Source organism: Anoxybacillus gonensis (assembly GCF_001187595.1).
Lineage (GTDB): Bacteria > Bacillota > Bacilli > Bacillales > Anoxybacillaceae > Anoxybacillus > Anoxybacillus gonensis.
Genome location: NZ_CP012152.1, coordinates 2,062,354 through 2,084,485, shown reverse-complemented (window position 1 = coordinate 2,084,485; position 22,132 = coordinate 2,062,354). Strand labels below are relative to the sequence as shown.

Sequence of the window (22,132 nt, the reverse complement as noted above, 5' to 3'; positions counted from 1 at the left end):
TTTTGGAAAACTAAACGTGTAAATAAGAGTGATCGTATATGTTGCTTTCTATTTCTTTCCTCCTCGGTCTTTTTCTCGGCTCTTTTTATAATGTTGTTGGGTTAAGGGTACCGAAAGGGGAGTCGATTGTTGCGCCGCGTTCGCATTGTCCGCATTGTAAGCGGACGTTGACGGCGTTAGAGTTAATTCCGGTTATTTCGTATGTGTTGCAAAAAGGGAAATGTCGCGCGTGTTCGGCGCGCATTTCCTTTGTTTATCCGTTGATTGAGTTGTCCACGGCTATATTGTTTACGCTCGCCCCGCTTTTTGTCGGTTGGTCAGCGGAAGTAGCCGTTAGTTGGACGCTCATTTCTTTATTCGTTATTATTTTTGTGTCTGATGTGCATTATATGATTATCCCAAACCGTGTTTTATTATTTTTTACTCCACTTCTTCTTGTTGAACGTTTATGGGTTGCTCAGCTTACTCCTTGGTGGGATAGTTTACTCGGTAGTGTTGTTGGATTTATGATATTGTTTGTGATAGCGCTTGTGAGTAAAGGTGGCATGGGTGGTGGAGATATTAAACTATTTTCGTTAATCGGTTTAGCGCTTGGTGCAAAGCTTACCGTTCTAGCTTTCTTTTTATCGACGCTCGTCGGGACAATATTCGGACTGATTGGTATGGCAATTGGCCGTGTGAAACGAGGCGAACCGATGCCGTTCGGACCAGCGATCGTCGTTGGGACGTTAATCGCTTATTTTTTCGGAGATACGATCATCGATGCGTACGTAAAGGTTATGATGTAAGGAGAACGAACTATGCGGCTTTTTTCGTTGAAACATAAAGTGGGCAACATTGTTATAAAAGATCACGTCATTCGCTATGTCGAATTAAAACAACAGCAACCGCTCGTTTTGCATACGTGCGAGGAATGGCCGCTTCCAGAAGGAATTGTGCGAGACGGGAAAATTGTCGATGAAGAACAGTTCGCTCATATTATGGAGCAATGTGTCGATATGTGGAAGATGAAACATCGCCGCATTCGCTTTCTCGTTCCGGATCCACTCATCGTTATTCGTAAAGTTCCGTTACCGAAAGAAATCGATGTAGAAGATGTACGTAGTTATTTATTTATGGAAATTGGTTCAACTATTCTGCTTCCGTTTGAAGATGCGGTATTTGACTATGCTTTGCTTGAAAAAACGAAAGAGGCGTTTCACATTTTATTGTTTGCCGCACCGGAAGCGAACGTGATGCAATATGCGCAATTGTTTGAGGAAGTGAAATTAAAACCGATCGTGGCAGATATTTCTCCGCTTAGCTTATATCGCTTATTTTACACATTTCATTTAGCGAACGATGTTGATCACTTTTTATTCGTTCAATTTGATTTATCGTCGTTGAACGTCAGCGTATTTTATCAACATCGTCCAATATTCACGCGCCAGTTAGCGTTTGATGCTCAATGGACGTATTGGGAAAAAACGAATGAAGGATGGACGTGGTTAAAAGAAGGTGAACCAGAGCGACAGCTTGAAGACTTATATAAAGAGCTTGAGCGCGTCATGAGCTTTTACCGTTTTTCATTACAACAAGGCAAGGCGCAAATTACCCGCATCGTCATTACTGGGGACCACCCGCTAATCAATACGTTTGCTAACTTGTTACAAGAGCGTCTGGATATCGCGGTCGAAACGTTGACGTTGCCACTTTCGGTCGACCCAGCTTATTATTTACCAATTGGACTCGGACTAAAAGAGGGTAGTGCACATGCTAGTCGAAATTAACTTATTGCCGAAACGTGAACGAAAATCCCGTCTCATCCCGCTTTTATCCATTGTGGCCGCTGTTTTATTCATCGTTGGTGCGACGACGTTTTATTTCGTCGTACAACGCATGGAACAACAAATCGCCCAATTAAAAACGGAGCTTGATCAAACGAAAGCGTTACGAATAGCAGAAGAAGAAAAACAAAAAACAGCTGCGAACACATCTGTCGGAGTCCAGTTACAAGAAGCGATTCAGTGGGCGGAGCAATATCCGATTCATACGGTTGCGCTTTTACATGAATTGATTGAACGATTGCCAGAGCGAGGGTTTTTAATGAACATTTCGTATGCGCGAGATGGCGCCATTCAACTGACCGCTCAATTTGATACAACGCGTGAAAGTGCCGCATATTTACAATCATTAAAAGACGCATCGTTTATCGCTGACGTGAAACTGACGAGTTTAACTGCATCAGAAGGAAAGGCGGAAGAAGAAGGAATCATGCCGCGGTATATCGGACAATTTTCTATTCAGCTAAATATGGAGGAATGGAAAAAACAGCAACAAGGAGGGGGAAAATGAGAAAAGGACTTATCGTGATGATTTCCCTCTTGTTGCTTACGCTACTATCATTTGCGCTATATATATGTGTGTACAAACCGCTTGATGAACGAAGAGAGCAATTGAAAACAGAATTACAGATGGAAAAAAAGTTGCTGCAAACGTTACAAAGCAAACAACCGTCAGACGATTTGCGTATCAGTTTAATCGAGTTGCAAAAACGCGTCCCTGTTCAACCGTTTGTCGAGCAGTTTTTATTAGATATTGAAAAAGCAGAAGTCGTATCAAATAGTGAAGTATTGTCGCTCACCTTTCAAGAAGGAGAAAACGTTGAAGGGCCTCCTACTCCGATTCAAAAATTAACGGTCAATATATCTGTTCGCTCTCCTTCCTATTTTGCGCTCGAACAATTTATTGATGTGTTGGAGCGATCGAAGCGCATCGTGTCAGTCGATTCGCTATCGTTTACAGGATATGAAGAATGGACGACAGTGATGGATGAAGTACCGGAGCTGTCTTATTCCCTTACTGTTTCAACGTTTTATGCGCCAGAGTTGCGCCAATGGATTGAGCAATTGCCACCGCTTGATTTACCGCAACCGAGCGAAAAGCGCAATCCGTTTCCTTCACTAACGGAGCAATAAAGGAGTCGGTCGGATGCAAAATGAGCGCGGAATGACGTTAATCGAGCTGTTAGCCGTCATTGTTATTTTAAGTATTTTAGTCATGATTGCGACCGTGTCTGTCGTTGAAGTCATTAAAAAGTCACGTGATCGAGCGTTTGTCGCGACAGCGTATTCGCTATACGAGGCGGCACGACTTCACGTTGGTGCACAAAAAGTAGAGTTTTTAACGCCAAATGAAAGTGAGATATTAACGTACAAACAATTAGTTGACGATGGCGTTCTTGAGGGAATCATTGATCCGTACACATCGAAACGGTTGCCCCCAAATGATGATTCGTATGTCATTGTGACGAAACAACATGACGGTACGATTGCGTATGCGGTTTGTTTAAAAGGGGAAACGAAGCAAATTTGTAAAGAAAATGGCGTACCTGTCGATCAGTTGTCGATAAATGACATTCAAGATCGGTAGTGCGAAATTTGACGAAAACCTTCCGCGACGAGACGACAAATGTCTCGTTTTTTTTTTCTTCTTTTATGTTACGATGACCGAAGAATGACAGCGGGAGGGAGAAAAAATGGACAAGCCAGCGAAAAAAGCAATTGTGATTAAAGTGAATGGAAAAGAACAACCGTATACGACAGCGACGAACGTATTACCGCAATGGACAAGTGATGAGAGCGATGAAAGGCATGAAAAACAAGATGATTCGATCCAATTTGATAGTAAACGATATAAAAAACGATCACCTTGGCGTTCGTTTTTGCTAGCGATTGCTTTAGCTGTCGTTCTTGGGACAAGCTTTGGTTTATTTGTATTAACGATCATTCCGACAACCGAAACTCCTTCGACCGCCACATTGCAGCAAGAACAAAAGGAAGAAGAGCCAATGATGAAACCGACAGCAACCGTTTTTGTCGTTCAAGGTGGGGTGTTTCAAGATACGGAAGCGGCGAAAGCGTACGTGCAAAAAATAAAAGGGCAACATCGTCCAAGCGTCATGGTAGGAAAACAACCGATTTACGTCTTTTTAGGCATGGCATTGACGAAAGAGGAGGCAAAGAAAATCGCGAGCTTATACGAACCGCTTGGAGTTGACACATACGTGAAAACATGGAACATATCGGTAGAAGAAAAAGAAAAGGAGCCGTTTATGACGATCGTTTCAGCAATTAGCTTATTGTTGAATGGACAACCGTTTTCAAATGAACAATGGAAGCAACTCCAGTCGTATTCGTTTCAAGATGAACATATGAAAAAAGCGTATGAAGCGCTTTTCGCTTTTCGTCAAACAAACGATCAATCACAATTATGGATTGCACAACAACATTTATTAAATGTTTTACAATAAGAAGCGCGCAGCTTCTTTTTTTCTTTGTCGAACCATTGTATATTGTGTATAAATTTGGTACGATACAATTGTATCTTCCTTGAAACAAACGCTCATGACAGAAAGGTGATGACGATGCAACTTGTGTTAGCTTCTAGTTCTCCTCGTCGAAAACAACTTCTTCGTATGCTTGGACTTCCGTTTGACATCCTCGTCAGCGATGTCGATGAATCATTTGATGCCGATTTATCCCCAAGTGAAATTGTACAGCAGCTCGCACATAAAAAAGCAAATGCAGTATGGCAACAAAAAAGCGACGCGTGCGTCATCGGTGCTGATACGATCGTTGTATGTGAAAATGAGGTGCTTGGAAAGCCGACAAGCGAACAAGACGCCTTTCGGATGTTAAAACGTTTATCAGGAACGACACATGAAGTATGGACAGGTGTCGCCATTTGTACGGAAAAAGAGTGTGTCACTTTCACAGAAAAAACGGACGTCACGTTTTGGCCGCTTACAGATGAAGATATTTGGGCATATATTGCAACGAAAGAACCGCTCGATAAAGCGGGCGCATACGGCATTCAACAACGTGGGGCGCTTTTTGTGAAAAAGATTGACGGCGACTATTTTTCCGTTGTTGGTTTGCCGATTGCAAGGCTCGCTCGCGAATTAAAAAAATTCGGATTTTATCCATTTCGTTAAAAAAAGGTTAAAATAGAGGGGGGGACGTATGCTTATTCGTCATGTTCCGCCCGATGAGCGCCCGCGTGAACGCTTGCTTTCTGAAGGACCGCAAAGTTTATCCAATCAAGAATTGTTAGCTATTTTGCTTCGCACGGGTACGAAACAATATTCCGTTCTTACGCTTGCGCAACATTTACTTACCCATTTTGAAGGACTTCGTCAGCTAAAAGATGCAACGATTGAAGAAATGACAAGCATTAAAGGGATCGGAAAAACAAAAGCGATCCAAATTATTGCAGCGCTTGAACTTGGCCGACGCGTGCATCAACTTCAATACGATGATCGTTACGTCATTCGTTCTCCGGAAGACGGTGCGCGTTACGTCATGGAAGATATGCGTTTTTTAAGCCAAGAACATTTCGTTGTGCTATATTTAAATACGAAAAATCAAGTGATGCATAAAAAGACAGTATTTATCGGCAGTTTAAATGCATCGATCGTCCATCCGCGCGAAGTGTATAAAGAAGCGATTAAACGTTCTGCTGCTTCGATCATTTGCATTCACAATCATCCATCAGGGGATCCGACGCCGAGCCGCGAAGATATTGAAGTGACGCGAAGGCTCGTAGAATGCGGCCGTCTCGTTGGCATTGAGCTGCTTGACCATTTAATTATTGGTGATAAAACATATGTGAGTTTAAAAGAAAAAGGATATGTGTAAATCATTCTCTTTTCATTGTAATTGCGTTATAATAAATGTCATGAGTTTTTGAAAGCATTTTGTTTCAGAAAGGAAGATACGAACATGTTTGGAATTGGATCAAGAGATCTCGGAATAGATTTGGGTACTGCCAATACGCTTGTATACGTGAAAGGAAAAGGAATCGTTTTGCGCGAGCCTTCTGTCGTTGCGCTACAAAAAGATACGAAACAAATTGTTGCCGTTGGAAATGAAGCGAAACAAATGATCGGACGTACGCCAGGAAACGTTGTGGCGCTTCGGCCAATGAAAGATGGAGTGATCGCTGATTACGAAACGACAGCCATTATGATGAAGTACTATATTAAACAAGCGACGAAAAATAGCGGATTGTTTGCTGGAAAGCCATACGTGATGGTGTGCGTGCCGTCAGGTATTACGGCAGTCGAGGAGCGTGCTGTCATTGACGCAACGAGACAAGCAGGGGCTCGCGACGCTTACACGATCGAAGAACCGTTTGCGGCGGCAATTGGTGCGAATTTGCCTGTATGGGAGCCAACAGGAAGCATGGTTGTCGATATCGGGGGTGGCACAACGGAAGTCGCTGTCATTTCTTTAGGTGGCATCGTTACGAGCCAGTCGATTCGTGTCGCTGGTGATGAAATGGATGAAGCCATTATTCAATATATTCGCAAAACGTACAATTTAATGATTGGGGAGCGCACAGCGGAAGCGATTAAAGTCGAAATTGGGTCGGCAGGCAATCCGGAAGGGATCGGAAGCATGGAAATTCGCGGTCGCGACTTATTAACAGGCTTACCGAAAACGATTGAAATTCATGCGGAAGAAATCGCTGAAGCGTTGCGCGATACGGTATATGCCATTGTTGATTCCGTAAAAAATACGCTTGAAAAAACGCCGCCAGAACTTGCTGCAGATATTATGGATCGTGGAATTGTGTTAACGGGTGGAGGAGCGTTATTGCGCAATTTAGATAAAGTCATTAGCCAAGAAACGAACATGCCAGTTATTATTGCTGAAAATCCGCTCGATTGCGTCGCGATCGGTACAGGAAAAGCGCTCGACCATATTCATTTATTTAAAAATAAAGCGCGAGACCATCGCTAATGCGTAAGAAGGTGTCGTTATGCCGAAATTTTTCTTAAATAAACGGCTAATTATATTGCTTGTTAGCATCATGGTACTCGTGGCTCTCATTGGTTTTTCGTTAAAAGAACGAAATGAATTAACGTGGATGGAAAAATTCGCGAAAGACACCGTTGTTTTTATGCAATCTATCGTGCACAAGCCCGCACAGCTCGTTGCGGGCTTCTTTGAAAATGTGAACGATTTGCGCCATACATATGAAGAAAACAAGCAGTTAAAAGCGCACTTAGAGCAATACGTTCTTTTGCAATCCGAGGTGGAATCGCTCAAAAAAGAAAACGAACGTTTACGTGAGCTGCTTGATAAAAAAGAAAGTTTACGTGATTTTGTCGCCATTCAAGCGACGGTGATCGGGCGCAATCCAGATCGTTGGGAAGAGACGTTAATTGTAAATAAAGGATCTCAACACGGTGTGAAAAAAGATATGGCGGTCATTACGCCTCAAGGAATCATTGGTAAAGTGCGCAGCGTCTCACCATTTAGCGCAACGGTGCAACTTTTGAGTGCAAACGATCGACAAAATCGCATCTCTGCATTTATTCAAGGAGATGAAAACGTATTCGGTTTAATCGAAGGATACGACGAAGAACGGGAAGCATTGCTGCTCAAACGCATTCCATATGATGCGAAAATAAATAAAGGGCAGCGTGTATTTACATCAGGACTTGGCGGGATTTTTCCAAAAGGATTATTTATCGGAGAAGTGGAAGAAGTCGTTGCGGATGAGTACGGGCTGACACAAATTGCCTATATCAAGCCAGCAGCGAATTTTTATGACATTGATGATGTAATCATCGTGAAACGAAAAATTGAAATGTCACAAGAGGAGGAAGGACAATGAGACGTTTTTTTCTCCCTTCTCTTGTGACCGTTATGTTTTTATTGGAAAGCATTATTGTGCAATTTTTTCCGTATCCGTTATTTGATGTTTATTTGCTCGTTCCGCGTATTTTGCTTATTTTAATTGTGTTTATTACGATTTTTATTGGACAAGCAGAAGGAATGACGTACGGATTTATCTTTGGGCTGTTGTATGATGTGGCATATACGGAATTATTAGGCGCTTATGCGTTTGCCTTTGCGCTCGTCGCTTATTTAATTGCGAAAGCGATGAACGTTTTTCATAAAAATGCATGGACAGCCTCCTTTTTTGCGATTGTTGCCATTGCATGTGTGGAATGGTACGCATATGTCATTCAACTCGTTATTAGCCGGACGACGATGCCTGTTCCAACATTTTTGCAGTCGCGCTTTTTACCAACGCTATTTATTCATACGATTGTTATTTTAGTTATTGCTTATCCGTTAAAGCAATTGCTGCTTAAGTGGTGTGAGAAGCGGGACGAATCGTCGCCAGTATGAAGGAATACAAGAAAAATGCGGAGAACTATTCATTGAGGTGAAAGTCGTGGCTGGCAAGGAAAAAAGACCATATGTGTCGATGAAAGGGACGAAAGAAGGGCTGACGTTGCATCTTGATGATACGTGTGCCTATGATGAATTGTTAAAACAAGTGGATGAGTTATTGACGACAACAACACGCGACGAAGAAGGGCCGCTTGTTGCTGTGCACGTTCATGTTGGTAACAGATATTTGACGCGTGAACAAGAAGAACGATTGCGCGATGTGATTCGAGCAAAGAAACATTTAATTGTCCACTCGATTGTAAGCAATGTCATGACGAAGCAAGAAGCGTTGGAATGGAAAAAGAAAAGTGAAATTGTATCGGTCGCGAAAATCATTCGTTCTGGACAAGTGCTACACGTCGATGGAGACTTACTTTTAATCGGTGATGTAAATCCTGGTGGGACGGTCATTGCAACAGGAAATATTTTTATATTAGGAGCATTGCGCGGCATTGCGCATGCTGGGTATGAAGGAAACCGTCAAGCCATTATCGCTGCATCAGTGATGAAACCGACACAGTTGCGCATTAGTGATGTGATGAACCGAGCACCAGACTATCGTAGCGATGAAGGAAATGAAATGGAGTGCGCTTATATTGATGAACATGATCAAATTGTTGTCGATCGACTCCAGCTATTGACGCATTTACGTCCGAATTTAACCCGGTTAGAAAGGAGTTTTTGACAGTGGGAGAAGCGATTGTTATTACTTCTGGAAAAGGCGGCGTTGGCAAAACGACAACGACGGCAAATCTCGGAACAGCGCTAGCGCTATTAGGAAAGCGTGTCTGTCTCGTTGACACCGATATCGGTTTGCGCAACCTTGATGTCATTATGGGGCTTGAAAATCGCATTATTTACGATCTTGTCGATGTCGTCGAAGGACGTTGCACGATTCAAAAAGCGCTTGTGAAAGATAAACGATTTGAAGATCGTTTATATTTATTGCCAGCTGCCCAAACGAGTGACAAATCGGCTGTCACACCAGAGCAAATGAAACAGCTCATTGACGATTTAAGACAAGATTACGATTACATTTTAATTGATTGTCCAGCAGGCATTGAACAAGGATATAAAAATGCTGTTGCTGGAGCTGATGAAGCGATCGTTGTGACGACGCCGGACATTTCAGCTGTGCGCGATGCTGATCGAATTATTGGTTTACTTGAAAAAGAAGAGCATATGAAACGACCGCGTTTAATTATTAATCGCATTCGTAGCCATATGTTAAAAAACCATGATATGTTAGATATTGATGAAATTGTGATGCACTTATCCATTGATTTACTTGGGATTATAGTTGATGACGAACATGTCATTAAAGCGTCAAATAATGGTGAACCGATCGTGCTTGATCCGAACAGTAAAGCGTCTTTAGCATATCGCAACATCGCCCGTCGTCTTCTCGGTGAATCCGTACCGCTGATGTCGCTCGATGATGAAGAACAAAAAGGCTTTTTCTCGAAAATAAAAAAGCTATTTAGCGCGCGTTAGCACTTCCGTTTGGAGGTGCTTTTTTCATTCATATCTTCTCCATTTCCCCATACATATAATACAAATCGGACGAGAGGGGTGTGGGAATGTGAGCGATCGAATTGAACATATTCGAAAGCGAATCGCCAAGCGAAAAAAGGAACGTGAACGTTACGTTCAAACGATGATGACAAATTGGAGTGAAGAAGAAAAATATGGGAATCCGACAGTTGTGACGTACGATGGGGAGCGAGAACCGCCACTTTTTCGCAAAGATATATTTTTATTGAAAAGTTTTCTGTCAGCTCTTTTGTTTTTTGGCGTTGCGATTTTATTTCAATATGACTCTCCGAAAGTTGAAGGTGCGCGTACGTTTGTGAAACAAGCGATGGCAAAAGATTTTCAATTTGCGACAGTTGCACAATGGTACGAAAAAACATTTGGTAAGCCACTTGCGTTTTTTAACGTAAACAAACAACAAGAGACAACAACAGCCGCATATGCCTTTCCAGCTTCAGCGCGCGTCGTGGAAACGTTTGAACATAATGGACAAGGCATTGTCATTGAAACCGATCAAGCCATTAAAGCAGTCGAAGAAGGAATTGTCGTATTTGCAGGAGTGAAAGAACCGTACGGAAAAACAGTCATTATTCAACATGCGGATGGAAGTGAAACGTGGTACGGAAAGTTATCCGCTATTTCGGTGAAGTTGTATGACTTTATTGAGGCAGGAAAAGAAGTGGGGAGAGCGGAAACGAACGATCATAAAGGTTTGTTTTATTTTGCTGTGAAGCAAGGGGATCATTTTATTGATCCAGTTCAGGTGATTTCCTTTGAATAAATGGTTATCTATTTTTATAAACATTCATATTCATCCGCTTTTTTGGGTTGTTGCGCTTATTGCCGTTATGACTGCACAATTTCAGACACTTCTTTTATTGTTTTGGATTGTGCTTTGGCACGAACTAGGACACGTTGTCGCAGCGCATATGTTTTCATGGCGTGTAAAACGCATTTTACTTTTGCCGTTTGGCGGAGTGGCTGAAATGGATGAACACGGCAATCGACCGTTTCATGAAGAATTGATCGTGACATTAGCGGGACCGTTTCAGCATATATGTATTTTTTTTATTGCGTATATCGCTCATGAGGCAAACATGTTATCTAATGAATGGTACCAACAACTAATGGAATATAATGTATCTATTTTACTCATTAACTTATTGCCTATTTGGCCGCTTGATGGAGGGAAGCTCTTTTTTTTGTATCGTACGGCGCGCACATCATTTCGCCGGGCGCACGAACAAACGCTTTATGCTTCCGTCTTTTTTTTAGTCATTTGTTTTGTCGCTTTATTGATCCATGCTCCATTGCACATCAATTTATGGATCATCGCCTGCTTTTTAGCGCATGCCATTTGGATGGAATGGAAGCAACGTCCGTATGTATGGATGCGTTTTTTGTTGGAACGATATTACGGAAAACGGGTCGAATATCGAGCGTTAAAGCGACTTGTCGTGGATGCAAATGATTCGTTATTTCACGTTCTTCTCTTATTTCATCGTGGAAAAAAACATGCGATTATCGTAAAGAAAAATCGAATGGAAATGGAGCTTGATGAAAACGAATTGTTGTACGCTTATTTTCATGAGAAACGAACGAATGAACCGATCGGCCATTTGCTTTATACGTATTGACAATTGTTTTCTTTTTATGCTATCATCTTCTATGTTGTGTAGCACCCGTGCTACAACCGCTCAGCTAAGGCTATTTAAGCGTTCGCTTGAACCGCCTCACAGCTGGCGAGTCTGAGTCTAATTTAGGAGGTGCAAATATGTACGCGATTATTGAAACTGGTGGAAAACAAATTAAAGTAGAAGAAGGCCAAGCGATTTACATCGAGAAAATTGATGCAGCAGAAGGCGAAACAGTAACATTTGACAAAGTGTTATTTGTAGGTGGCGAAAATGTCAAAGTTGGCAATCCTACAGTCGCTGGCGCAACAGTAACGGCGAAAGTTGAAAAACATGGTCGTCAAAAGAAGATCATCGTTTTCAAATATAAGCCAAAGAAAAACTATCGTCGTAAACAAGGTCATCGCCAACCATACACAAAAGTTGTGATCGAAAAAATTAACGCATAAGGCGTAAGCGATGATTCGTATAACGATTAATCGAACGGTGGAAGGGACGATTCGTTCCTTTACGATTAGCGGACACGCTCAGTTTGCGAAGCGTGGCCAAGATATTGTATGTGCCGGTGTATCAGCCATTTCGTTTGGTGCGGTTAATGCAATCGTTGCGTTGACGAATGTGAAACCGATCATTCAACAAGGAAAAGACGGCTATCTTCATTGTGAACTTCCGACAATTGAAGATGCAAAAGTATTAGCCGATGTGCAGCTTCTTCTTGAAGGGATGATCGTGTCGCTCCAAACGATTGAGCGTGATTACGGGAAATACGTCAAAATAACGACGAAAACGTTGTAGGAGGTGACACGGCATGTTACGTTTAGATCTTCAGTTTTTCGCATCGAAAAAAGGGGTAGGTTCAACAAAGAACGGTCGTGATTCGATCGCAAAACGTCTTGGCGCGAAGCGTGCAGACGGTCAATTCGTTACAGGCGGTTCTATTCTTTATCGTCAACGCGGAACAAAAATTTACCCAGGATTAAACGTGGGACGCGGTGGCGACGACACACTTTATGCGAAAGTTGACGGCATCGTTCGTTTTGAGCGCATGGGTCGCGATCGTAAAAAAGTGAGCGTATATCCTGTTGTGAAAGAAGCATAAGGAAGTGGAAAACTCTAACCGACTTGGTTAGGGTTTTCTTTTTGTTGGCGTATGTTATAATTATAGTCAAACTGTTTATGGGAGAATGAATGATGGAGAAGCGGTGGACGATTGTAGAGGCATTGCGTCATTCCCGACACGATTGGCTCAATAAAATCCAATTAATTAAAGGAAATTTATCTTTACAGCGCATCGATCGCGTCAATGAAATAATTCAACAAATTATCATTGAAGCAGAAAATGAAGCGAAGCTCACGAATTTACAAACAGAACGGTTCGCTGAACTGCTGATGACGTACCATTGGCAAGCACGCCACATTCAACTAGAGTATGAAGTGTTAGGAGAGCCACGTTCATTACATGCATATGATCATATGCTCGCTACGTGGTGTCAACGATTTTTACATATGCTTGAGGAATGTTCTTCTCCACATGTCGAAAACTATGTAACGATTACAATTGATTTAACAGAAAACGATGTGCGGCTCTTTTTTGATTACCGTGGTATGCTTCATGAGCTTGAGATGGTAAAACAATGGATTCAAAAGCATAATCAATATGATGCGTTTACGCTTTGTGAACATGCAATTCATGAACATGAACTAACAATATGTGCAATCATTCATCTTGTTGAGTAGATGAAAAGATCGGAGGAGAAAAACGATGTTTGTTGATCAAGTGAAAATATATGTGAAAGGTGGCGACGGTGGAAACGGAATGGTCGCGTTTCGACGCGAAAAATACGTACCAAAAGGCGGACCGGCTGGAGGAGATGGCGGAAAAGGTGGCGATGTCGTATTTGTTGTTGATGAAGGATTGCGTACGTTAATGGATTTCCGCTACCAACGCCATTTTAAAGCGCCGCGCGGCGAACATGGCATGTCGAAAAATCAACACGGAAAAAACGCAGAAGATTTAATTGTGAAAGTGCCACCAGGAACGGTTGTCATTGACGATGAAACGAAAGAAGTCATTGCGGATTTAACAGAGCATGGCCAACGATTTGTCGTAGCGAAAGGCGGACGAGGTGGACGCGGAAACACTCGCTTTGCGACCGCATCGAATCCGGCTCCAGAAATTGCTGAAAATGGTGAACCAGGTCAAGAACGATACGTGACGCTGGAATTAAAATTGCTCGCGGACGTTGGACTTGTCGGCTTTCCGAGCGTTGGCAAATCGACGCTATTGTCCGTCGTTTCAGCGGCAAAACCGAAAATTGCAGACTATCATTTTACAACGATCGTTCCGAATTTAGGTGTCGTTGAAACAGAAGACGGCCGCAGTTTTGTGATGGCCGATTTGCCGGGGCTTATCGAAGGAGCGCATCAAGGTGTTGGACTTGGACATCAATTTTTACGTCATATTGAGCGGACGCGCGTCATCGTTCACGTCATTGATATGGCTGCCATAGAAGGACGAGACCCGTACGAAGATTATTTAGTCATTAACGAAGAATTAAAACAATATAATTTGCGCCTTACAGAGCGACCGCAAATTATTGTTGCGAATAAAATGGATATGCCAAACGCGGAACAACATTTGCGTGAATTTAAAGAAAAGCTAAAAGACGATGTGCCGATTTTCCCGATTTCAGCAGTGACACGCCAAGGGTTGCGCGAACTGTTATTTGCGATTGCTGATCTGCTTGAAACGACGCCAGAATTTCCGCTTTATCCACAAGAAGAAGAAGCGATTCATCGCGTCGTTTACAAATTGGAAAAAGAAGAAGCACCGTTTCATATTACGCGTGATGATGATGGAACGTTTATTTTATCGGGAGAAAAAATTGAAAAGCTGTTTAAAATGACCGATTTTTCAAGAGAAGAGTCGGTGCGTCGCTTTGCGCGGCAATTGCGTTCGCTTGGCGTCGATGATGCGTTGCGTGCTCGCGGAGCAAAAGATGGGGATATTGTCAAACTGTTGAATTACGAATTTGAATTTGTCGACTAATGCGAAAGGGGGAAGCTTGTGCGGTGGATAAAAAATTTTATTTAGTGCGAGAAGATGTATTGCCTGAAGCCATGAAAAAAGTGTTGGCGGCAAAAGAATTAATTGAACGAAAAAAAGTTGATTCTGTTGCTGACGCTGTACAGCTTGTCGATGTCAGCCGAAGCGTTTTTTATAAATATCGTGACGCTGTTTTTCCGTTTCATACGATGGTTCGGGAACAGATTATTACGCTTTTTTTCCATTTAGAAGACCGCTCAGGCACCCTTTCGAAGCTATTAAGCGTCGTTGCCGCGGCAAATTGCAACGTTCTTACGATTCACCAAACGATTCCGCTTCAAGGGCGGGCAAACGTCACGTTGTCCGTTAGTACGAGCGAGATGGCGATAACAATCGATGAGTTACTTTCGCAATTAAAACAGTTGCCTTTTGTTGAAAAAGTAGAAATTCTCGGTTCAGGGGCGTAGAGAGGGGAAGGATTGTGAAAATAGGATATTTAGGACCAGAAGGGACGTTTACGCATGCAGCTGTTGAAGCGGTTTTTCCTCATATACGAAACGTTCCATATCATACGATTCCACAATGTATGGATGCTGTACGTGACGGAGAAGTTGAACTAGCTGTTGTTCCGCTTGAAAATGCGCTAGAAGGTTCTGTGAATTTGACGATCGACTATTTAATTCACGAATGTAATTTACCAATTGTTGGGGAAATTATTGCGCCGATTGAGCAACATTTGCTCGTACATCCATCTCAATTGGAGCATTGGATGTATGTTGAACGCATTTATTCTCATTCGCATGCGATCGCCCAATGCCATAAGTTTTTACATCGTCATTTAAAGCACGCCACATATGAATACGTCACATCAACAAGCGCAGCAGCAAAATACGTAAGTGAGCATCCAGAAGGAAAGATGGCGGCGATTGGCAATCGTCTCGCCGCGAAACAATACGGTTTAGCGATTGCGAAAGAAAACATTCATGACTATGACTACAACCATACGCGCTTCATTGTTTTGCATCGCGAGCGTTATTTGTTGCCTGTGACAGATAAAGAAGATGGGTTTAAAACGACGTTAATGGTCATGTTGCCAAAAGATCAGGCCGGGGCGCTTCATCAAGTGTTATCAGCGTTCGCATGGCGAAAACTGAACTTGACAAAAATTGAATCCCGCCCAGCGAAGACAGGGTTAGGAAACTATTTTTTCATTATTGATATTGATCAAAAAATGGACGACATTTTAATCCCTGGGGCGATTGCTGAACTGGAAGCACTTGGCTGTACAGTGCAAATATTAGGTAGTTATCCATATTATATGGTAAAAAAAACATCCCTCGTGTGAAGGGATGTTTTTATTCAATCAAAAACCGCGCTTGTTTTAATGCGGCACATGCTTCATCAAGTTTTTCTATGGAATCTGCTTCAAGTGTGTGCAAATGAACACCATCGGTCAGTTGAGATAAATAGGCGGATTTCGTTTCGTTAATTTTTCGAATAAATTCATCGACTTCTAACCGATTGCTAACCATAATGGATGCTGTTAAATCCCCATATACCGGATGCTCAATTTTTACGTCTTTAACCGTGACGCCATAGTCGACAATTGTATATAGTTCGTCTTTCGCCTGTTCTGGCGTGTGACAACAAGCGATGACGCGCGTATACATGTTGGTGGAGGAAGGCGATAAATATAAGTACCCTTGGCTTGTTGCAATAATCGGTTCGTTTTTTGCTTTTAATAGCGAAATATCTTGAACGATCACTTGGCGGCTTACGTTCGTTTTGTTAGCCAATTCCGTTCCTGTCATCGGGCGTTTCGTTTCTTTTAACCATTGCAAAATAAGTGTTCGTCGTTCTTCCCCTAGCAGTTTTCTCTCTTTTTTCATCGTGACATCCTTTCTTTTTGAAGCTGTTCAAGTACGGAAACAACCTCTTCGACCTCGCTTTTTGTCGTATGCATCCCAAATGATAGACGAATAAATTGCTTTGCTTCGTCTTCTTCTTTCCCGATGGCGATCATCGTTTTTGATGGTGCTTGCTTTCCAACTTGACATGCGCTTCCGGTAGAAATCGCAATGCCGTGACGATTGCAATGTAACATCACATATTGTCCTTCAAATCCGTGAACGAGACAGCCAACAATATGTGGTAATTGATCTGTTGGATGTTCAAACACGGTGATGGACAGTTGTTTTTTCGCAATTTGTTCAACAAAATAACGCCGCAATTCGTTCATATTTTGTTGAACCGTTTCTCGCTTTTTTTCCGCTTCGATCGCTGCGGTTGTGAAGGAAGCGATGCCAGGGACGTTTACTGTTCCGGGACGAAATCCGCCTTCATGTGTGGTGTTTGGCAACCACATATGCCAACGTACGCGCGGGTTTATATATACAGCCCCGACCCCTTTCGGACCATAAATTTTATGGCTAGCGATCGATATGCTATCGAGGTGAAGTTGTTTCACATCTATCGGTATTTTACCAAAAGTTTGTACACAATCGCTATGAAAGATAATTTGTTTTTCTTTTAATAATTCACCGATTTGTTGCAACGGTTGAATTGTACCAATTTCAGAATTCGCATGTTGAATAGAAACGAGAATGGTTTCGTCCGTTAATGCCCGTTCAAGTGCCCCGATATCCACTTGTCCGAAGCGATCGACTGGCACGTACGTCACGGTAAATCCTTCTTGTTCAAGTTGCGCGCATACAGCGTGAACGGAAGCGTGCTCGACGCTTGATGTAATGATATGTTTCCCTTTATGGCGATGGGCGTAAGCGAGCGAACGAATGGCGAGAACGTTCGCTTCTGTTCCTCCGCTTGTAAAATATATTCCTTTTTCTTCGCCACGAATGAGTTGAGCGAGTTGTTTGCGACAAATCGTAAGCAATTCGTTTGCAGCTGTTCCGACATCATGAAGGCTGCTTGCATTTCCAAAATATGTTCTCGCACTTTGTACATAAACGGCTAAAGCTTCTTCACTCATTGGTGTTGTTGCTGCGTAATCTAAATAAATCATCTCGTTCACCACTTCCAAAACAAAAGTCTTGTCATCAGTTTAAATATATGTCAATATAGGTGTCAAGACAGTATGAAATGGAGGAACATCCATGCGTGAAGCGGATGTGATTATCGTCGGTAGCGGCCTTGCAGCGTTAATGGTTGCTTACCATTTATGCGAGCATAAAAATGTGATTATTTTCACGAAGTCAAAAAAAGAAACGAGCAACTCTTGGCTTGCTCAAGGGGGAGTCGCGGCTGCCATTCATCCTGACGATCATTGGTTATCTCATTATACAGATACGATGATTGCTGGATGTGAGCATAATGACGAGGAAGCGGTACGCATTTTAGTTCAAGAAGGACGCGAGGCCATTCAACAGTTTATAAACCTCGGTTTTTCATTTGATGTAGATGAGCATGGCCAATTGCTTTTCGGGCAAGAAGGGGCGCACCGCATGAGGCGCATTTTACATGCGGGAGGCGATGCGACAGGAAAAAACATGGTTTCATTTTTATTTGAAAAGCTTTCTAACCGCGTGACGTTTATTGAAAACGATCCTGTCATTGATTTGCTCGTTTCCGATGGACGTTGTGTGGGCGTACAGACGAAAAATGGAACGTATACAGCGAGCGCGATCGTGATCGCAACAGGTGGAATTGGACAGTTGTATGCGTTTACATCAAACGCAGAAACGGCAACGGGCGATGGCATTGCGATGGCATATCGAGCGGGCGCGGCTGTGGCGGATATGGAATTTGTGCAATTCCATCCAACAATGCTCTATGTGGACGGAAAAGCTGTCGGCCTCATTTCGGAAGCGGTTCGTGGAGAAGGAGCGATGTTAGTGACTGATGACGGTCGGCGCGTTATGGACGGAGTGCATCCACAAAAAGATTTAGCGCCGCGCGACGTCGTATCTCGAGCGATTGAGCGAGAAATGAAAAACGGTCATTTTGTTTTTTTAGATGTTTCGATGATTCCGCATTTTTCATCCCGTTTTCCGACGATTACATCGCTTTGTGAACGCTATCAAATCGATTGGCGCAACGGTCTCCTTCCTGTCGTCCCAGGTGCTCATTTTTTAATGGGGGGCATCGTTGTGAATGTGGATGGTGAAACGACATTACCGGGACTATATGCGGTTGGAGAGGCAGCATGTACAGGTGTGCACGGAGCGAACCGTTTAGCAAGCAACTCGTTACTTGAAGCGCTCGTCTTTAGTCGACGCGTTGCTTTCCAATTGTTAAACAAAACCGAGCAGCGTTTGACGTTAAAGAAAAGCGAAAGAAAAGAAAATAACGTGCGCGTTGCGTTGCCGACAAAAGAGGACATTCAGCGTATGATGACGCAATATGTCGGCATCGTGCGCGAGTATGACCAATTGTTTTACGCGAAGCAATGGTTTGAACAATATTCGATTGATGAGCTTGTCAACATGGCACCGGAGCATGATGATGAAAAGCGGACGATTATATACATGTTAATCGTTGGCTGGCTTATGACGACTTCAGCTTTACAAAGAAGAGAAAGCCGAGGGGCTCATTATCGAAGTGATGAGCCGTTTGAAAGAACGTATTGGGAAAAGCGGCGCATCGTCCGCACGAAAGAAGAACATCTCATGAAGGAGGGATCCCGTTGAATGAGCTAAAGTTAAAAGAGCTACTTAAGCAGTTTTTTTTAGAAGATATCGGAGAACGGGATATAACGAGCGAAACGATCTTTTCTCCTGCGGATGAAGGAAGAGCGATATTTGTTGCAAAAGAAGATGGAATGATCGCAGGGGTATCGGTGATTGACATCGGATATAAGCTATTACACCCATCGATCACATGTCAATTATATAAAAGAGATGGGGAAAGCGTAAAAAAAGGAGAAGTCATCGCAGTCGTTTCAGGCCCGATCATCCCGATTTTATCAGGTGAGCGCGTCATTTTAAATATACTTCAGCGTATGAGCGGCATTGCTACGTTGACAAATCGAGCTGTTCGAGCATTAAACAGCAATCATACACGCATTTGTGATACGCGAAAAACGACGCCGGGGCTTCGGATGTTAGAGAAATATGCTGTAACGTGTGGCGGCGGATACAACCATCGTTTCGGCTTATATGATGGAGTGATGATTAAAGATAACCATATTGCGTTTTGTGGTTCGATTACAAAAGCAGTGGAACGCGTCCGTTCGCAACTAGGTCATATGGTGAAAATTGAAGTGGAAACAGAAACGAAACAGCAAGTGATCGAGGCGGTTGAGGCGGGAGCGGATGTCATTATGTTTGATAACCGTACGCCTGAAGAAATTCGTGAATTTGTTCAACTCGTCCCATCCTCGATCATTACGGAAGCTTCAGGCGGAATTACTCTTGAAAACATCGCGCAATATCGGGATACAGGTGTCGACTATATTTCGTTAGGCATGTTGACGCATTCAGCAAAAGCGTTAGATATTAGTTTAAACGTGCAGTAGGAGGAATGAGCGATGAACGTATTACAACTCATGCAGCAACACGATGCGATGCCGGAGACGTATAAACAGTTGTCAGTCGAAGAAATGGAAACACGCGTAGCTCGTGTCAAACGAGAGCTTGGCACACGTTTATTTATTCCAGGACATCACTATCAAAAAGATGAAGTCATCCAATTTGCGGATGCGACAGGTGATTCATTGCAACTCGCACAAGTAGCAGCGAAAAATAAAGAAGCTGAATATATTGTATTTTGCGGCGTGCATTTTATGGCGGAAACAGCTGATATTTTAACAAGCGATGAACAAGTCGTCATTTTGCCAGATATGCGTGCTGGATGTTCGATGGCAGATATGGCAGAAATTGAACAAGTAGAGCGAGCATGGCCAATATTACAACAAATGTTTGGAGATACGATTTTACCGTTAACGTATGTTAACTCGACTGCTGCGATTAAAGCGTTTGTCGGTTTGCATGGCGGAGCGACAGTGACATCATCAAACGCAAAAAAAATGGTCGCTTGGGCGTTGACACAAAAAGAACGTATTTTCTTTTTGCCTGATCAACATTTAGGAAGAAATACAGCTTATGATCTTGGCGTTCCACTTGAACAAATGGCTGTATGGGATCCAGCGACAAATACACTTCTATACGACGGTGACGTTCAACAAATTAAAGTGATTTTATGGAAAGGACATTGTTCTGTTCATGAAAACTTTACAGTAAAACATATTGAACATATCCGAAAAACAAAGCCGGATATGAAAATTATTGTTCATCCAGAATGTAGCTGGGAAGTTGTTCAACAAGCAGATGATGCAGGTTCAACAAAATATATCATTGAAACGATCGCTCAAGCACCGTCAGGAAGTAAATGGGCCATCGGAACAGAAATGAATTTAGTTAATCGGATGATTCAGCAACATCCAGATAAAGAAATTGTGTCGTTAAACCCGTATATGTGTCCATGTTTAACGATGAATCGCATTGATTTACCACATTTGCTTTGGGCGCTTGAATCGTTGCTTGAAGGGAAAGTTGTCAATCGCATTACTGTTCCGAAAGATGTAGCGGAAGGAGCGATGCTCGCGCTTGAGCGCATGTTAGCGCGGGCATAAACGGATCGGCATTTTTTTGCCGGTCTTTTTTATTTTTATCATAAAAAAAGCTTTCCGCTCATAAGTTATGTTGAAGCCTAGTAGCGACAAGCTGAACATGACATACACGTCACGTCTGAGTATAGGAGGGGGAAACACGTGAAAATTCATATCGTTCAAAAAGGAGATACCCTTTGGAAAATTGCGCAAAAATATGGGGTTGATTTTGAAGAGCTAAAAAAAATGAATGCTCATTTAAGTGATCCAAACTACATTATGCCAGGTATGAAAATTAAAGTACCGACGCCAGTAGCTCCAGTAAAACCTGTCAAAAAAGAAACGCAAAATATTTCTGTTGATGTGGACATTCACGTAAACAAAAAGGAGCAACCGTTGCAACAGCCGGTGAACGTTGAACCAATTGCAAAAGAAATTCCAATCGCAAAAGAACAACCGAAACAAGATATGCCGCTTTTACCGCCAAAACCACCAAATATTATGCCAAATATGATGGAACCTGAAGAAGAGATGCCGATGCCGCCGTTTCCAGACATCCCACCGATTCCAACGACACAGGCACCAATTATGGAAGAACAACCGCAACAACCGATGCAGCCACAGCCTGTTCCAATGCCTATGCCGATGCCAATGCCATGCATACCTGTTTCACCGATTATGCCGGGATACGGTTTTTACCCATGGTTTCCACCGATGTATCCTGTTATGCCATGGACGTATCCACAAGGGGCTATGAATAACGATGATTGCGGATGCGGTGAGCAGTTACAACCGACACCATACATGCCACAAATGCCAACAGGTGAATATGCTCAACAGTCGCAACCGATGATGCCGCAAATGCCAACAGGTGCAGGGGAGTATTCACAACAACCGCAACAAGCACCGTATCCACAACAAATGTATGGTGAAAACGTGCCGATGATGCCACAGCCAATGTATATGCCACAGCCAGCTATGCCGTACAGTCCGTACGGATGGCAACAAGGGTGGCAGGGGCAACCGTATGGGATGAATCCGTATTTTTCGGTTCCTTATCGTGAGGAAGAAGAGGGGCAATAATAAAGTGGCACCCATGTCAAGGACACTATAAAAAAAGAGA

At 42.8% G+C, this 22,132-nt stretch carries 28 protein-coding genes and 1 other annotated feature; of the genes, 26 read left to right on the top strand and 2 right to left on the bottom strand.

Going from position 1 to position 22,132, the window contains the following annotated elements; all coding sequences use genetic code 11:
• The first annotated feature begins 38 nt into the window (after positions 1-38).
• From AFK25_RS10985 to pheA, 22 genes are all read left to right on the top strand, one after another.
• The gene (locus AFK25_RS10985; protein ID WP_035065523.1) at positions 39-788 is read left to right on the top strand and encodes a prepilin peptidase; all 750 of its coding nucleotides are present in this window, start codon (positions 39-41) and stop codon (positions 786-788) included.
• A 12-nt stretch (positions 789-800) separates the two neighbouring features.
• Positions 801-1,769 carry a type IV pilus biogenesis protein PilM gene (gene pilM, locus AFK25_RS10980; protein ID WP_035065526.1) on the top strand — a complete coding sequence of 323 codons (969 nt, stop codon included), beginning with the start codon at positions 801-803 and terminating at the stop codon, positions 1,767-1,769.
• Positions 1,753-2,334: a PilN domain-containing protein gene (locus AFK25_RS10975; RefSeq protein WP_035065529.1), complete on the top strand. Its 582-nt coding sequence runs from the start codon at positions 1,753-1,755 to the stop codon at positions 2,332-2,334. Before pilM ends, AFK25_RS10975 begins: the two co-directional genes overlap by 17 nt.
• Positions 2,331-2,957, top strand: a complete 627-nt coding sequence (gene pilO / locus AFK25_RS10970; protein ID WP_035065532.1) for a type 4a pilus biogenesis protein PilO — start codon at positions 2,331-2,333, stop codon at positions 2,955-2,957. The genes AFK25_RS10975 and pilO overlap by 4 nt, the downstream gene beginning before the upstream one ends.
• Before the next feature lie 13 nt (positions 2,958-2,970).
• Positions 2,971-3,411, top strand: coding sequence for a type II secretion system protein (locus AFK25_RS10965; protein ID WP_009361738.1), 441 nt, complete (start codon positions 2,971-2,973; stop codon positions 3,409-3,411).
• A 106-nt stretch (positions 3,412-3,517) separates the two neighbouring features.
• Positions 3,518-4,291, top strand: coding sequence for an SPOR domain-containing protein (locus AFK25_RS10960; RefSeq protein ID WP_035065536.1), 774 nt, complete (start codon positions 3,518-3,520; stop codon positions 4,289-4,291).
• Between the two features lie 114 nt (positions 4,292-4,405).
• Positions 4,406-4,975 carry a Maf family protein gene (locus AFK25_RS10955; protein ID WP_035065539.1) on the top strand — a complete coding sequence of 190 codons (570 nt, stop codon included), beginning with the start codon at positions 4,406-4,408 and terminating at the stop codon, positions 4,973-4,975.
• Between the two features lie 28 nt (positions 4,976-5,003).
• Positions 5,004-5,678 (top strand): RadC family protein, encoded by a 675-nt coding sequence (radC, locus tag AFK25_RS10950; RefSeq protein WP_006320431.1) that lies wholly within the window; start codon positions 5,004-5,006, stop codon positions 5,676-5,678.
• An 84-nt stretch (positions 5,679-5,762) separates the two neighbouring features.
• The gene (locus AFK25_RS10945; protein ID WP_006320433.1) at positions 5,763-6,785 is read left to right on the top strand and encodes a rod shape-determining protein; all 1,023 of its coding nucleotides are present in this window, start codon (positions 5,763-5,765) and stop codon (positions 6,783-6,785) included.
• Positions 6,786-6,804: 19 nt separating this feature from the next.
• Positions 6,805-7,665, top strand: a complete 861-nt coding sequence (mreC, locus tag AFK25_RS10940; protein WP_035065542.1) for a rod shape-determining protein MreC — start codon at positions 6,805-6,807, stop codon at positions 7,663-7,665.
• Complete coding sequence (gene mreD / locus AFK25_RS10935; protein ID WP_035065545.1) at positions 7,662-8,186, top strand: rod shape-determining protein MreD; 525 nt, start codon at positions 7,662-7,664, stop codon at positions 8,184-8,186. The genes mreC and mreD overlap by 4 nt, the downstream gene beginning before the upstream one ends.
• 79 nt (positions 8,187-8,265) lie before the next feature.
• Positions 8,266-8,916, top strand: a complete 651-nt coding sequence (gene minC, locus AFK25_RS10930; RefSeq protein WP_218610409.1) for a septum site-determining protein MinC — start codon at positions 8,266-8,268, stop codon at positions 8,914-8,916.
• Positions 8,917-8,918: 2 nt separating this feature from the next.
• Positions 8,919-9,725 (top strand): septum site-determining protein MinD, encoded by an 807-nt coding sequence (gene minD / locus AFK25_RS10925; RefSeq protein WP_009361731.1) that lies wholly within the window; start codon positions 8,919-8,921, stop codon positions 9,723-9,725.
• 88 nt (positions 9,726-9,813) lie between these two features.
• Complete coding sequence (locus AFK25_RS10920; RefSeq protein ID WP_009361730.1) at positions 9,814-10,545, top strand: M23 family metallopeptidase; 732 nt, start codon at positions 9,814-9,816, stop codon at positions 10,543-10,545.
• Complete coding sequence (locus AFK25_RS10915; RefSeq protein ID WP_035065548.1) at positions 10,538-11,401, top strand: M50 family metallopeptidase; 864 nt, start codon at positions 10,538-10,540, stop codon at positions 11,399-11,401. The genes AFK25_RS10920 and AFK25_RS10915 overlap by 8 nt, the downstream gene beginning before the upstream one ends.
• A 44-nt stretch (positions 11,402-11,445) precedes the next feature.
• Positions 11,446-11,524 (top strand) — a sequence feature (ribosomal protein L21 leader region).
• Positions 11,525-11,538: 14 nt separating this feature from the next.
• On the top strand, positions 11,539-11,847 hold the full coding sequence (gene rplU, locus AFK25_RS10910; RefSeq protein ID WP_009361728.1) for a 50S ribosomal protein L21: 309 nt from the start codon (positions 11,539-11,541) through the stop codon (positions 11,845-11,847).
• Between the two features lie 10 nt (positions 11,848-11,857).
• A complete protein-coding gene (locus tag AFK25_RS10905; protein ID WP_009361727.1) occupies positions 11,858-12,193 on the top strand; it encodes a ribosomal-processing cysteine protease Prp in 336 nt (111 codons plus the stop codon).
• 13 nt (positions 12,194-12,206) lie between these two features.
• Positions 12,207-12,497 (top strand): 50S ribosomal protein L27, encoded by a 291-nt coding sequence (gene rpmA, locus AFK25_RS10900; RefSeq protein ID WP_003396301.1) that lies wholly within the window; start codon positions 12,207-12,209, stop codon positions 12,495-12,497.
• Positions 12,498-12,586: 89 nt separating this feature from the next.
• Complete coding sequence (locus AFK25_RS10895; RefSeq protein ID WP_049720898.1) at positions 12,587-13,135, top strand: Spo0B C-terminal domain-containing protein; 549 nt, start codon at positions 12,587-12,589, stop codon at positions 13,133-13,135.
• Positions 13,136-13,160: 25 nt separating this feature from the next.
• A complete protein-coding gene (obgE, locus tag AFK25_RS10890; RefSeq protein WP_009361725.1) occupies positions 13,161-14,447 on the top strand; it encodes a GTPase ObgE in 1,287 nt (428 codons plus the stop codon).
• 23 nt (positions 14,448-14,470) lie between these two features.
• On the top strand, positions 14,471-14,911 hold the full coding sequence (locus AFK25_RS10885; protein ID WP_009361724.1) for an ACT domain-containing protein: 441 nt from the start codon (positions 14,471-14,473) through the stop codon (positions 14,909-14,911).
• Positions 14,912-14,925: 14 nt separating this feature from the next.
• Positions 14,926-15,789, top strand: a complete 864-nt coding sequence (gene pheA / locus AFK25_RS10880) for a prephenate dehydratase (RefSeq protein ID WP_035065554.1) — start codon at positions 14,926-14,928, stop codon at positions 15,787-15,789.
• A gap of 10 nt (positions 15,790-15,799) precedes the next feature.
• On the opposite strand, the gene AFK25_RS10875 is transcribed toward pheA, so the two are convergent.
• Together AFK25_RS10875 and AFK25_RS10870 are read right to left on the bottom strand one after the other, a co-directional pair.
• On the bottom strand, positions 15,800-16,333 hold the full coding sequence (locus AFK25_RS10875; RefSeq protein WP_019416793.1) for a transcription repressor NadR: 534 nt from the start codon (positions 16,331-16,333) through the stop codon (positions 15,800-15,802).
• Positions 16,330-17,466, bottom strand: coding sequence for an IscS subfamily cysteine desulfurase (locus AFK25_RS10870; protein ID WP_035065556.1), 1,137 nt, complete (start codon positions 17,464-17,466; stop codon positions 16,330-16,332). Before AFK25_RS10870 ends, AFK25_RS10875 begins: the two co-directional genes overlap by 4 nt.
• 91 nt (positions 17,467-17,557) lie before the next feature.
• Between AFK25_RS10870 and nadB the strand changes: the two genes are divergently transcribed.
• The 4 genes from nadB to AFK25_RS10850 all read left to right on the top strand — a co-directional run bounded on the left by nadB (position 17,558) and on the right by AFK25_RS10850 (position 22,092).
• Entirely contained in the window at positions 17,558-19,090 is a 1,533-nt protein-coding gene (nadB, locus tag AFK25_RS10865; protein WP_035065559.1) for an L-aspartate oxidase, read from the top strand.
• Positions 19,087-19,917 (top strand): carboxylating nicotinate-nucleotide diphosphorylase, encoded by an 831-nt coding sequence (nadC, locus tag AFK25_RS10860; RefSeq protein WP_009361719.1) that lies wholly within the window; start codon positions 19,087-19,089, stop codon positions 19,915-19,917. The genes nadB and nadC overlap by 4 nt, the downstream gene beginning before the upstream one ends.
• Positions 19,918-19,929: 12 nt before the next feature.
• Entirely contained in the window at positions 19,930-21,033 is a 1,104-nt protein-coding gene (nadA, locus tag AFK25_RS10855; protein ID WP_009361718.1) for a quinolinate synthase NadA, read from the top strand.
• A gap of 138 nt (positions 21,034-21,171) precedes the next feature.
• A complete protein-coding gene (locus AFK25_RS10850) occupies positions 21,172-22,092 on the top strand; it encodes a LysM peptidoglycan-binding domain-containing protein (RefSeq protein ID WP_019416796.1) in 921 nt (306 codons plus the stop codon).
• The last annotated feature ends 40 nt before the right edge of the window (positions 22,093-22,132 follow it).